This window comes from Sinorhizobium fredii USDA 257, from assembly GCF_000265205.3.
Taxonomy (GTDB): domain Bacteria; phylum Pseudomonadota; class Alphaproteobacteria; order Rhizobiales; family Rhizobiaceae; genus Sinorhizobium; species Sinorhizobium fredii_B.
Genome location: NC_018000.1, coordinates 1,176,480 through 1,189,128 on the forward strand (window position 1 = coordinate 1,176,480; position 12,649 = coordinate 1,189,128).

Consider the following 12,649-nt stretch of genomic DNA (forward strand, 5'->3'; position numbering starts at 1 on the left):
CGGCATGCTCGACCAGATCAAAGGCCTGCATCACGTCACGTCCATGGCGGACGATGCCCGCACCAACAATCACTTTTTCACGAATACGCTTGGCCTCCGCCGCGTCAAGAAGACGGTGAATTTCGATTCGCCGGACGTGTACCATCTCTATTACGGCGACAGCACCGGCACGCCCGGTACGGTGATGACCTATTTTCCCTTTCCGCAGATGCCGCGCGGCCGCGCCGGCACCGGCGAGGTGGGAACGACCGTCTTTTCCGTGCCAAAAGGGTCGCTCGGTTTCTGGCAGGACCGGCTGGCGCGGCTCGACGTTGGCGGCCTCAAGGCCGAGGAGACCTTCGGCGAGAAGCGGTTGCACTTCGCCGGTCCCGACGGCGACGGCTTTGCACTTGTCGAGATGAAGGACGATCCGCGCGCGCCGTGGACGGAAGGCGGCATTTCGGAGGATCACGCGATCCGCGGCTTTCACTCGGTTTCGATGCGGCTGCACGATGAAGGCGCGACGGCGGAATTGCTGAAGTTCATGGGCTACGAGGAGCTTGACCGCAAGGATGGTGTCACAAGGCTGATCGTGCCCGGCGGCAATGGCGCGGGCCTAGTCGACCTGGAGACGCTGCCGAACATCAACCGCGCCGCACAGGGCGCCGGCTCTGTGCACCACGTTGCCTTCGCCGTCGATAATCGCGAGAAGCAACTCGAAGTTCGGAAAGCGCTGATGGATACCGGCTATCACGTCACGCCGGTTATCGATCGCAACTATTTCTGGGCCATCTATTTCCGCACGCCGGGCGGCGTCCTCTTCGAGATTGCCACCAACGAGCCGGGTTTCGACCGCGACGAGGAGGTCGCCCATCTCGGCGAGGCGCTGAAGCTGCCGCAGCAGCACAAGCATCTCCGGCCGATTCTCGAAAGCCATTTGCAGAAGCTCGAGGGATAAAGAGTCTCCGGCGCTCCGCTCCTCCTTCGCACGTGCGAGGGACGGCAGGCGCTCTTAAAGTCGAGTGACACAAACGCCCACTAGCCTATTGGCTATAAAGGAGAAATCAATGGTTTACCATGGCTATGTGCATAAGCTGAAAGCCGGCAAGCCCGGCAACCCGATCCTCTTTGTCCTCCACGGAACGGGCGGCGACGAAAATCAGTTCTTCGGTTTCGGCGCCGAGCTTCTGCCGGAGGCTACCATCGTGTCGCCGCGCGGTGACGTGTCGGAGCATGGAGCCGCGCGCTTCTTCAGGCGCACGGGCGAGGGGGTCTACGACATGGCGGACCTGGCCCGCGCCACGGAGAAGATGGTAAATTTCGTGAAGACGCTCGCAGCCGAGCACGAAGCCACGGAGATCATCGGCCTTGGCTATTCGAACGGCGCCAATATTCTCGCCAACGTGCTGATCGAAGAAGGCGTCTTCGACAGGGCCGTGCTCATGCATCCGCTGATCCCGTTCCGTCCGAAGGACAATTCCGTTCTCTCGGGCCGCAAGATCCTGGTCACCGCCGGCGAACGCGATCCGATCTGCCCGGCGCCGCTGACCCGGGCGCTCGCCGACTATTTCAAGGCGCAGCAGGCGACGGTCGAAGTCGAATGGCATTCCGGCGGTCACGACATCCGCCAGAACGAGATCGCGGCGATTGAGCGGTTTTTGAAGGGGTGAAACCCATCTATCCCGGCTTATCGAGAAAGCTGCACGGGGAGAGCCCTTTATTATTGCAAAGGCGGGAAAACCCATGGTCAAGGTTGTCCCGCTGGACCAGCCTTCAAGTACCGAAAACCGCCGAATTGGTTTCATGGCCGGTCAGTTTCAGGGTTCCGTACGATTTTGATCGCCTGGGCCGAGATGAATCGAACGTATCTTCGGCGTATGAAGTCACTCCAGCCGACGGCGGAAGAGCCAAGCGGCCGATGAAAGCGTCACGACGGCAATCAGGCACAGCGGCAGCGTCTGATGTACGACTTCGGCGAGCGGGATGTCCTTGAGGAAGACGCCCTTCACGATCACCAGAAAATAGCGCAGCGGGTTGATCAGCGTCACCGGCTGCAGCCAGCTTGGCATGTTCTCGATCGGCGTCGCGAAACCGGAAAGCAGCATGGCGGGCACCATGAACAGGAAGGCCCCGAGGATCGCCTGCTGCTGGGTCATCGATAGCGCCGAGATGAACAGGCCGAGCCCGACCACCGCGGCGAGATAGAAGATGGCGCTGCCGTAGAGCAGGAAGAGCGAACCGCGGAGCGGCACGCCGAAGATGAAGACGGCGGCAAGAATATAGATCGTGATGTGGAAGAGCCCGATCATCATCGGCGGGATGAGCTTGCCGATGAGGATTTCGTGCGTACGCAACGGCGAGACGATGAGCTGGTCGAAAGTGCCGAGCTCCCGCTCGCGCGCAACCGACAGCGCCGTGACAATCAGCCCGATCAACAGAGCGATGCTCGCCACCAGGTTCGGCACCATGAACCATTGATAGGTGAGATTGGGATTGAACCAGTTGCGGGCCTCGACCCTAATCGCCTCGGAGGCGGCGCGCTCGCCGGCCGGTGTTTCGGCTGCGAGCATACCGACGATTCGCCCCAGATAGCCGGAGACGATTTGCGAGGCGTTGGAGCGCCGTCCGTCCAAAATCATCTGCACCTCGGCGGGTCTTCCCGCCTCGATGTCGCGGGAGAAGGTAGGACCGATTTCGACGGCCGCCAGCACATGCTGGTTGTCGATGGCGACCCGGATTTCAGAGGGGCTGTTGGCGTGGCGGATCGAGCGAAAGGTCGGCGACCCACCGATTTGCTGCACAAGCTCCTGGCTCCAGTGCCCGTTGTCGCGATCCAACACCATCAGGTCGACGTTGTTCACCTCCAGCGTCGCCGCATAGGAGAAGACGAGCAACTGGACGATCGGCGGGCCGATCAGGACGGTGCGACCCTTCGGATCCCGCAGCACGGCAAGAAGTTCCTTGACGATCAGCGCCTTCAGTCGACCCCACCACATTTTACCCGATCCTCTTTCTGGTACTGCGCGCAGCCAGCGCGAAGAAAACGCAGCCAATCAGGAACATCACCGCAATTGCGCGGGCGAACACCGGCCAGATATCTCCGGCGAGAAACACCGTCTGCAGGCTGGGGATGAGATAGCGCGCCGGGACGATATAGGTGATCCACTGGATGACGGTCGGCATAGAGTTGATCTCGAAGAGGAAACCGGACAGCAGGAAGGCGGGCAGGAAGGCCGAAATCAACGCGAGCTGCGAGGCGAGAAACTGATTCTTGGTGGCAGCCGAAATCAGCAGGCCTTGCCCGAGTGCCGGCATCAGGAACGTTGCCGAGAGCGCATAAAGCGCGAGTACCGAGCCGCGGAACGGCACGCCGAACAGGAAGACGGCGAGAAGCACGCAGAGCGTCATCGAGGCGAGGCCGAGGATGAAATAGGGAAGGAGCTTGCCGGCGAGCAGTTCGGCGGCCGAGACGGGGGTGGCCATCATCGCCTCCATCGTGCCGCGCTCCCACTCGCGAGCGACGACGAGGGAGGTCAGCAGCGTGCCGACCAGCGTCATGACGATAGCGATCGAGCCCGGAACGAGGAAGTTCCGGCTGGTCAGTTCAGGATTGAACCAGAAGCGCTGTTCGGCCGCGATCGCCGGCGGCTGGCCCCGGCCCTCCAGGGTGCGCTGACGCTCCCAATTGGTGACCGTTCCCTGGGCGTAGTTCTGAACGAAATTCGCCGTGTTCGGTTCGGATCCGTCGACGATCACCTGGACCGCAGGATGGCGTCCCGCCGCGTGATCCGCGGCGAAGCGCGCCGGGATCACGACAATGCCGCGTACCCGGCCGAGGACGAGGTCGTCCTCGAATTCGCGGCGATCGCGACCATTGGCGACTGCGAAATAGCGCGACGCCTGAAAGCTCGCGGCGAGATCGCGCGTTAGCGGCGTCGCCTCCTCAACGACGAGGCCGATCCGCGTCCGCGTGGTATCGAGCGAAACGCCATAGCCGAACAAGAACAGCAGGATCAGCGGCAGCACAAAGGCGATCAGGATGCTGCTCGGGTCACGCACCACCTGATAGCTCTCCTTGCGCACGAGGGCTGCGAAGCGCCGTGCGCGGCCCGAGCGATCGGGCTCTGGCTTTTTCGGCGCGGCGTTCACGCCGCCCTACCTTTCAGATGCTGTGTGAACAGCGCCTTGCGGTTTGCTACTGCTGTGGCAGGATCTCCGCCGGGCGGCGCTGCCGGGATGGTTTTCATGCTGGCTGCCATGGATGGCTCAGGAGGCAGATCCCCCGGTAGCGCCACACCGCCTCGACCGCTGATTAGGCTCCGCGATTGATCGCTGTGTAGGGCGATGACGGCGTGGGCGGAACGCCTGATCGTGGTCAACGCGCGGAGGGGAGAATGCGCATCAGTGTCGGCATCGATATTGCCAAGGACATCCACTGGGTCACTGCCATCGATAGCGACGGTACCATCCATATAGACCGCAAGGTCGAGAATACCCCGACGGCGATCGCCGACCTGATCGACGAGCTGAGGGCGCTCGGCGGCACGGTCAGTATCGGCCTCGACGTCATCGGCGGCATCGCTGGGCTCATCGAGGCCATGTTGGCCGAGGCCGGTTTCTCCCTGGTTCATGTCCCCGGCCTGGCCGTCAATCGGGCGCGTCAGGGCACCGTCGGCGGCGAGAACAAGTCCGATCCGCGCGATGCCCAGACCATCGCCGATCAGGTCCGCATGCGCACCGATCTGCGTGCGATCGAACCGACCTCTGAGCTCGATCTCGAGATCAGGCTGCTGGTTGGCCGGCGGCGCGATTTGGTCGATGCCCAAACCCAGCGTCTGGGGCGCATGCACGACCTGCTCGCCGCCATTTTTCCCGGCCTCGAGCGCAGCCTCGACCTCACCACCAAGGGGCCATTGCACCTTTTGACGCGCTATGTCACGCCAGCCGAACTGCGCGCCGCCGGCGCCAAACGGATCCTCCGCCATCTCAAGACCGGCGGCGGTATCCCGCACCCTGAGACCCTTGCCGAGCGCGCGCTCGCCGCCGCGGCCGAACAAGTCATCAGCGTGCCCGCCGAGCGCACGAGTGCGCGCCTCATCCGAGAACTGGCCGTCGAAGCGCTCGCAACCAGGGCCCGTCTCTTGGAGATCGACCGCGAGCTGGAGGCGCTTCTTCAACGCCACCCTGACGCGGCCCTCATCCGCAGCCTGCCCGGCATGGGGGTCGTGCTCACCGCCGAGTTCATCGCTGAGGCAGGCAATCTCTCCCGCTTCCGCTCGGCCGACGCGCTCGCCGCCGCGGCCGGCATCGCCCCCGTGCTGCGCCAATCCGGCAAAACCCGCTTCCTGCGACGTCCTGCCGGCGGCAATAAGGGCCTCAAGCGGGTCTTCTACCAGTCCGCCTTCTGTTCGCTCGCCCAGCCAGACAGCCGCGCCTTCTACGCCCGTAAACGCCGCGAGGGCAAACGCCATCATCAGGCCGTCATCGCTCTGGCCAGACGTCGCATCAACGTTCTGTGGGCCATGCTGCAAACCCGCTCCACCTTCCAGGCCAGCTTCAAAATTGCCGCTTGACGAACGCATTAGGCTGCCTCCTTCGCCTCCGAGCCCTGCACGAGAGCGATGAAGGCATCTTCCATGGTTGGGTCCGGCAGGTCCTTGCCGGCGACACGGGCCTTCATCTCGTCCGGCGAACCGAGCGCGATCGACCGGCCGCGATAGATGAGCGAGATGCGGTCGCAGTATTCCGCCTCGTCCATGAAATGGGTGGTGACGAGAACCGTCACGCCCTTTTCGACGAGCCCGTTGATGTGCGTCCAGAATTCACGCCTGGTGATCGGATCGACACCGGAGGTCGGTTCGTCGAGGAACAGCACCTCCGGTTCGTGCAAGACGGCACAGGCGAGCGCCAGGCGTTGCTTGAGACCGAGCGGCAGGTCCTTCGCCGACATGTCGTGGATCGCGCGGAAATCGAAGATCTCCGTCATCAGATCGATCCGTTCGCGTTTCCTCGCGCCGGACAGTCCGTAGACGCCGGCGAAGAAATTCAGGTTCTGCAGCACGCTCAAATCGCCGTAGAGGGAGAATTTCTGCGCCATGTAGCCGAGGCGGTTGCGCGCCTCGGCCGCGTCGCGCCGAAGATCGAAGCCGGCGACGCGTCCGTCGCCGGCGGTCGGCTTCAAAAGCCCGCACAGCATCTTGAACGTGGTCGATTTGCCCGCGCCGTTCGGACCGAGCAGGCCGAAGATCTCGCCGCGGGGGATGTCGAAGGTGATGTTGTCGGCAGCGGTGAAATCGCCAAAGCGCTTCGTCAGCCCGCGCGCTTCGATCACCGGACGGCCGGCATCGGCGGCGAATGGCCGCTGAGTTTCGGCGAGACGCGACCGCCCGCCCGGACCGCCGCCGAGCATATCGACGAAGGCATCCTCGAACCGCGGCGGTGTGGCGGTGGCGCGACCGGGTGATGCCTCATCGAGCGAGGGAGGGATGAGACCCGGCTTCATCACCAGGCGTATCGCTTCGCCCTGTATGACGCCGTCGACGACGCCTTCTTGATCGAGCAGGCGCGCAAGTCTTTCGCGGCGACGCCCCGTCGTGCCGGAAAGACGGAAGACGCGGTCTTCGACCCGCCGGGTCATCTCCTGGGGCGAGCCGCCAAAAAGTAACCTGCCCTGGTTGAGCAGCAAGACCTGATCGCAGGCCTCCGCTTCGTCGAGATAGGCCGTGGACCACAGCACGCCGATGCCTTCCGCCGTCAGGTTCTCGACCATCTTCCAGAGATCGCGCCGCGAGATCGGATCGACTCCGACGCCGGGTTCGTCCAGGAGCAGCAGCCGCGGCTTGCGCAGCAGCGCGCAGGCAAGGCCGAGCTTCTGCTTCATGCCGCCGGAGAGCTTGCCGGCCAGCCGCGAGGTGAAGCGAGCCAGATCGGTGAATTCAAGCAGTTCGGCGAAGGTTCGGCCGCGTTCCGCCAGTGGCAACCCGCGCAGGTCGGCATAGAGATCGAGGTTTTCCTGAACCGACAGGTCCTCATAGAGCCCGAAGCGCTGAGGCATGTAGCCGATCGACCCCTGGATGCTGGCCGGGTCCCTGCGCGTATCGAAGCCGAGCACTTCGACGGTGCCTTCGTCCGGCAATATGAGACCGGTCATCAGCCGGATGAGTGTCGTCTTGCCGGCGCCGTCAGGACCGACGAGGCCAGTGATCCGTCCGCCTGCAATGACGCCATCGATCGAGTCGAGGGCAGGGGGCGCCGCGCCGAACCGCTTGGAAACGGCGGCCAGCCGCACGAAGGGCGCCGCAACTGCGGCATCAGGACCACCAGCTGTCATGTGCCGGCCTCCGGACTCGGCAGGTGCACGGTCACCGGCATGCCCTGACGCAGGTCCGTGCCGGGCGTTGCGATGACGATCCGCAGCCGGTAGACGAGATCGGTCCTAAGCTCCGGCGTTTCCACCGATTTCGGCGTGAATTCCGCGACCGGCGAGATGAAGCCGATCGTTCCTTCATAGCCATGTGCAGGGTTGGTGTCCGAGGTCACCTTGACCTTCATTCCCGGATGGACGCGGCCAAGGTCCGGCTCGGCGACATAGGCACGGACCCAGACGGGCTTCGTCAGCGAAAGCACATAGACCGTGTCTGCCGGCGAGACGACTGCTCCGACCTCGCGGACGCGAGAGAGAAGGACGCCGGCGCTCGGCGCGACGAGCTCGACATCCTTAAGCGCCGTGCGGGCGCTCGCGGCCTTCGCTGTCGCGGCATTCGCCTGCGCTTCGGCTGTCGCTATGTCTTCCACGCGGCTTCCTTCTTCGAGCAGAGCCAAGGCTTCGCGTGCCGACGCGGCGCGGGCGGCAGCCGCGGCGCGGCTGGCGATCGCCTGGTCGAGTTCGGCTTGCGAGATCGTGCCGGCCGGCCGCAGTCGCTGCGCCCGCTGATAGGCGAGCTCGGCATTCTTGAGTTCAGCAAGGCGTTCATCATGGACGGCGCGGGCCTGGGCGATCTCGGTCGGGCGGGCGCCCGCCTTGAGTTTTGCGAGCGTGGCGCGGAGCGCCTCGGCATCCGCCTCGGCAGCATCCAGGGCCTGCTGGAAGGGCTCGGCATCGAGCCTGGCGATCACGTCACCGGCCTTGACGGGGTCGCCCTCGTCGACGCGAAGTTCGGCGATGCGACCGCTGACGCGAAAACCGAGCGACACCTGGCGGATATCGACATTGCCGTACAGGACCATGTTCCTGTTGTCTTCCGCCCAGCCGAGCCGCCCAGACAAATCCAGCCACCAGGCACCGGCCGCGCCCGCTACGAGGAGCAGGGTGATGAGAGCGATTTTCTTCATGGCTGCCGGTCCTTCTCCGCACCGAGTATGGCCACGAGTTCGGCCGCGTGCCGGTGCAATGTGTCGATCTCCTTCGGTCCGGCGGTTTCCCATTCGAGCTGCGCATAGACGGCGGCATGCGCCATTCGGAACACCAGCACGCTCCCAACGAAGGAGAGGGTTCTGAGCCGGATGTGTTCGGAAGCCGGGTCGTCCTCGAGAATGGCGCCGATCAGTCGGCGCGCCATCTCGATCATCGGCCGCATGATACTGCCGTAAATGCGCGTGAATGCCTCGGTCGGCTCCATCTGCTCGCGAATGATGAAGCGTGCCCAGCTTTCCGACTGCTTGCTGACGAAGAGAACGATCATCCTCTGGACCATCTGGGTGAGGAAGGCGCGCGCCTCGGCGGAGGTCATCGACTTGGCTTCTCCGTCGAGTTCAGCCAGGCGGCCGAGGATCGTTGCGCGCAGATCTCGAACATGATCGCCGATAAGAGCCGCGAGGTGCTCGGCTGCGGCGATATAGAGCCCTTCCTTGCCGCCGAAATAATAGGGGATCGCCTGCAGGTTAACGCCCGCCGCATCGGCGAGCATTCGCGTCGTGGCGCCGTCGAAGCCATAGCGGCCGAATACGTCGATCGCCGCGGCGAGAAGTTTGTCTCGCGTCGCGTCGCCGCGCTCAGCCTTCAGCTGTGTCGTGGTGTCGTTGTTTTTGATCATCTGCTTAAATTACCCCATTCATCCGAATAAGTCAATCGATCGAATGAACGTGAGATCGAAGTTGAGAGGCCGCGAAGGGGGCAACCGAGGCTGCGCGCCCGACGATGGGCCTTTGAACCGACGTAAAAGCTCGATCAGCGGTATCGCGAGCTCAGGCGACTTGCTGTACGGCATCGAGCCGCCGCTGAAACAGCGCGGCGATGAGGTCCGACTGCGTGACGATGCCAACAACCCGGTTGTCCGCGTCGACGACCGGCATGTGATGCAGGCCCATATCCGCCATGGGCGGCACGAGCTTGGCGATCATCGTTTCCGGCAGGGCCGACTGAACGCGGGTCGTCATGATTTCACAGACCAGCCGAGGCGATTTTGCCGGCAGGCCGATGATGTTGCCGATCCGCTCGCGCAGACCGATCTGCAGTCGGCCATCCGCCGTTAGCGTCGCGTGCCTCATGAAGTCCGTCTGGGTGATGATGCCTACCATGCCGTCTTTCTCGGTTACGACCGGCAAGGCCTTGATGCGGTGTTCGACGAGCATCCGCCAGGCCTTGCGCAGCGTGGTCTCCGGCGCAACGGTCAGGACATCTCGCGACATGATCTCGCCGCAGGTGACTTCGCCAGACCGGCGGGTGAAGGCGCGTATCTGCGCCTGATGGACGAAGCTGTCGAGCTCCTCTGGACTGACGTCGACGACCTCGCCGTACTGCGCCAGCACGGCTTGCAAATCTTCCGGCACCACGCCGAGACGCTGGCTCGGCAAAGGATCTTGTGTCTTGTGGGGGTTGGCGGCGGGCGCAAGGTGAGGATAGCGCCGGCCCGTCAGATTATTGAAGACAAGCGCGACGGCGAGGATAAGCAGCGAATTGACAGCAACCGGCGACAGGACGAAGGCATAGCCGGCCTCCCGTATGGCCGGACCGCCGAGCACGGCCGTGAGCGCGACGGCGCCGCTCGGCGGATGCAGGCAGCCGAGCAGCAGCATCAGACCAATCGCGACGGCGACGGCTATGGAGGCGGCGATAACCGGATCCGCAATGAGCAGAGCGCAAGTCACGCCGACCGTCGAAGCAACCACGTTGCCGCCGAGGATAGACCAGGGCTGGGCGAGCGGGCTCGAGGGCGCCGCGAAGAGCAGCACCGCCGAGGCGCCCATCGGCGCTATGAGCAGCGGCAGGCTGGCGTCAGTGCCGATGGCAAGCGTGCTGATGAAGCCGGTCAGCAATATGCCGATGAGCGCGCCGCAGGAGGAGCGCAGGCGCTCCCAGCCGTTGACCGGCACCAGCGAAGGCATGAAGCGTCGGAGGAGGACTGGGGCCTTGGACATGAATGCTCGCGAGCGATGCGGAAGGGTGGAACAGGGAACGAAGTGCACAGCGCAATAGCATGTGACTGGAGATTGGGCACGCAATCTGCATCCAAGAAAGCGCGGAGGATTAAAAAATATGCATTGTGCCCAATAAACATCCGGGCCACCGGATGATATCCAACTTCAGACTGCTGCGGCAAAGTCGATCGTGATCCTGGTGCCGCGATTAGGTGCGGTGTCGATCGAAATTCGCGCCTTGTGAAGCTCTGCGATCCGATGAACGATTTTCAAGCCGAGACCGAGCCGGCCGGAGCGCTTGACATAACCCAAGTCCTCATTGTGTTCCGGTAGATCGACCAGTCCTTTGCCGTCATCCTCGACGGAGACCTGAGGGCCGGGTCCACAGGTCAAGACGATGCGAGTGCCGGGCCCATTGTGCTTTACCGCGTTTTCGATCAGATTCCTAAGCATGTTCTCGACGAGCGCCGGGATCACTGTCACGGGCGTTGTCGCGTGGTCGACGAATTCGATCGACTTGTCGTGGTCGAAGACGAACGGCGCCGTGGCCTGCGCCACCTCCGCTCCGATCTCGGAAAGGTTAGCCCGCTGGTAGGCGGAGGGGTCTACGGCGTCCGCGCGCGCCAAGGACGTCAGTTGCTCGAGAATATGCGTCAGCGCGTCGAGATCCCGCTCCGCATTGCGCGCCCGAGGATGGTCGATGCGGCTCAGCTCCAACTTGGCGATCGAAACCGGCGTGCGTATCTCATGCGCGATCGATGAAGAGAAGACCTTCTGCGATTGAACAAGATCGGCAACGCGGGCAAGCAGGCGATTCACGGCGCTGACGAGGCGTTCGATCTCCTGCGGCATGCGCGTTATCGGCAGGCGGGCGCCGCTGTCGCGCGGGTCGATCGCATCCGCAGCCTTGACCGCCGTCGCGACCGGCTTGAGCGCGCTGCGTATCGACCAGATTGTCGCGCAGATGACGAGGCAGAACAGCAGCGTCATCGGTACGACCATGGAATCGAATACCTCATGGAGGAGAGCACTGTACATGAAACCGTTCGGGTCCTTCAGGATCGCCAGCTCCACAAGCACCGATTCACCACCGCGTTCAAAGGATTGGCCGCCCGCCACACTGAAGGGCTTGCCCGGCGCGATCAGCCGCTTCCAGAAGTTCGGTGCATTGAAGCTCAACGGCAGAAAATGCTCGGCGCACTCGGTCGTGCAATTGGAAAAGAGCACCGAGCCGGAAGCGGTGCGCACCCGAACGTAGATCGCGCCCGAGCGTCCATCCAGTTCCAGGTAACGTTCCCGGAGCTCGGGATCGGCCTTGTATGTCAGCAGCCCGTCCTGTGTGGTGATCGCCCGCGACAGGGTCTCCGTCTCCTGCTGCAGCATGAGAACGCTGAGCTTGTCGTTATCGAACCAGTAATCGGCAAAAACCACGCCGATCTGCAGGAGCATGGCAAGTAGTGAGAAGGCGATGACGCGCCGCGCCACAATATCGATCAGCGACGGGTTACGTTTCCTCATGCAACAGTCCGCAGGAGATAGCCGATGCCGCGTACCGTTTCGATCTGCACGCCCGTGTCGAGCGGCTGCAATCGCTTCCGAACTCTGGAAACGGCGAGCTCAAGCGCATTGGAACTGAGCTCCTGGCCATATTCTGAAAGGGCTGTCTCCAACCGACGCTTTGGAACGACGCGCCCGACCTCGCGCAACAGTATCTCGATCAGGGAGCGTTCGCGCGGGGGAAGAGCGACGATGATCCCATCGCAGGTGAGCTCTGCGGTGGCTGGATCGAAGCGCAACGCGCCGGCCTCGAGCACCGGCTGTATCGCGTGTGGATTGCGCCTGAGCATGGCCCGGCATCGGGAAAGCAATTCGCGATGGTGGAAAGGCTTCACCAGATAGTCGTCCGCCCCGGCATCGAGCCCCTGGACTCGCTCGTCGACGGACCCGCGGGCGGTGATGACTAGCACCGGCAAGCCGGCGTGCTGCTGCCTTATCCATCTCAGGAGATCGAGACCGTCGCCATCCGGCAGACCTAGGTCGAGAAGCACGAGATCGTGCTCCCGCTCGGAAATCGCAGCCTCGGCCTCGCCCACAGTTGAGACCGCGTCGAGCCGCCAGCCTGCATCGCGCATGGTCTCACCCACCAGCTCGATGAGGCGGGGACTGTCTTCGACAAGCAGCAGGCGCATGCGTTTTCCTGATCTCAAGCCTTCCTACGATCGGCGGTCGTGGGACCATAGGAGGTTTTCCGCAAGGTGCCAATGTCGCGCTGGTGGTTGAGTGAACGTTGCTGTCCGCTTGGCGATGTCACGGA

Annotated in this window: 11 protein-coding genes and 1 pseudogene; 4 read left to right on the forward strand and 8 right to left on the reverse strand. The window is 63.4% G+C overall.

What is annotated here, in order from left to right; translation table 11 throughout:
* Positions 1–4: 4 nt before the first annotated feature.
* The 3 genes and pseudogenes from USDA257_RS05410 to USDA257_RS37470 form a co-directional block, all read left to right on the forward strand.
* Positions 5–937, forward strand: a complete 933-nt coding sequence (locus USDA257_RS05410) for a VOC family protein (RefSeq protein ID WP_014761888.1) — start codon at positions 5–7, stop codon at positions 935–937.
* A gap of 109 nt (positions 938–1,046) precedes the next feature.
* Positions 1,047–1,649 carry an alpha/beta hydrolase gene (locus tag USDA257_RS05415; RefSeq protein WP_014761889.1) on the forward strand — a complete coding sequence of 201 codons (603 nt, stop codon included), beginning with the start codon at positions 1,047–1,049 and terminating at the stop codon, positions 1,647–1,649.
* 19 nt (positions 1,650–1,668) lie between these two features.
* A pseudogene (locus USDA257_RS37470) lies at positions 1,669–1,837 on the forward strand (type II toxin-antitoxin system Phd/YefM family antitoxin); the annotation flags it as partial.
* A 25-nt stretch (positions 1,838–1,862) separates the two neighbouring features.
* On the opposite strand, the gene USDA257_RS05420 reads toward USDA257_RS37470, so the two are convergent.
* Both USDA257_RS05420 and USDA257_RS05425 read right to left on the reverse strand, forming a co-directional pair.
* Positions 1,863–2,975: an ABC transporter permease gene (locus USDA257_RS05420; RefSeq protein WP_014761890.1), complete on the reverse strand. Its 1,113-nt coding sequence runs from the start codon at positions 2,973–2,975 to the stop codon at positions 1,863–1,865.
* Between the two features lies 1 nt (position 2,976).
* The gene (locus USDA257_RS05425; RefSeq protein WP_014761891.1) at positions 2,977–4,128 is read right to left on the reverse strand and encodes an ABC transporter permease; all 1,152 of its coding nucleotides are present in this window, start codon (positions 4,126–4,128) and stop codon (positions 2,977–2,979) included.
* Between the two features lie 245 nt (positions 4,129–4,373).
* On the opposite strand from USDA257_RS05425, the gene USDA257_RS05430 reads away from it, so the two are divergent.
* Positions 4,374–5,552 (forward strand): IS110 family transposase, encoded by a 1,179-nt coding sequence (locus USDA257_RS05430; RefSeq protein ID WP_014761892.1) that lies wholly within the window; start codon positions 4,374–4,376, stop codon positions 5,550–5,552.
* An 8-nt stretch (positions 5,553–5,560) separates the two neighbouring features.
* Here the strand turns inward: USDA257_RS05430 and USDA257_RS05435 are convergent, their stop codons facing one another.
* The 6 genes from USDA257_RS05435 to USDA257_RS05460 form a co-directional block, all read right to left on the reverse strand.
* Positions 5,561–7,309: an ATP-binding cassette domain-containing protein gene (locus USDA257_RS05435; protein ID WP_014761893.1), complete on the reverse strand. Its 1,749-nt coding sequence runs from the start codon at positions 7,307–7,309 to the stop codon at positions 5,561–5,563.
* The gene (hlyD, locus tag USDA257_RS05440) at positions 7,306–8,310 is read right to left on the reverse strand and encodes a secretion protein HlyD (RefSeq protein ID WP_014761894.1); all 1,005 of its coding nucleotides are present in this window, start codon (positions 8,308–8,310) and stop codon (positions 7,306–7,308) included. Before hlyD ends, USDA257_RS05435 begins: the two co-directional genes overlap by 4 nt.
* Complete coding sequence (locus USDA257_RS05445) at positions 8,307–9,011, reverse strand: CerR family C-terminal domain-containing protein (protein ID WP_014761895.1); 705 nt, start codon at positions 9,009–9,011, stop codon at positions 8,307–8,309. Before USDA257_RS05445 ends, hlyD begins: the two co-directional genes overlap by 4 nt.
* Before the next feature lie 151 nt (positions 9,012–9,162).
* Positions 9,163–10,335, reverse strand: coding sequence for an HPP family protein (locus tag USDA257_RS05450; protein WP_014761896.1), 1,173 nt, complete (start codon positions 10,333–10,335; stop codon positions 9,163–9,165).
* Between the two features lie 165 nt (positions 10,336–10,500).
* Positions 10,501–11,853 (reverse strand): sensor histidine kinase, encoded by a 1,353-nt coding sequence (locus tag USDA257_RS05455; RefSeq protein ID WP_014761897.1) that lies wholly within the window; start codon positions 11,851–11,853, stop codon positions 10,501–10,503.
* On the reverse strand, positions 11,850–12,524 hold the full coding sequence (locus USDA257_RS05460; protein ID WP_014761898.1) for a response regulator transcription factor: 675 nt from the start codon (positions 12,522–12,524) through the stop codon (positions 11,850–11,852). The genes USDA257_RS05455 and USDA257_RS05460 overlap by 4 nt, the downstream gene beginning before the upstream one ends.
* Between the last annotated feature and the right edge of the window lie 125 nt (positions 12,525–12,649).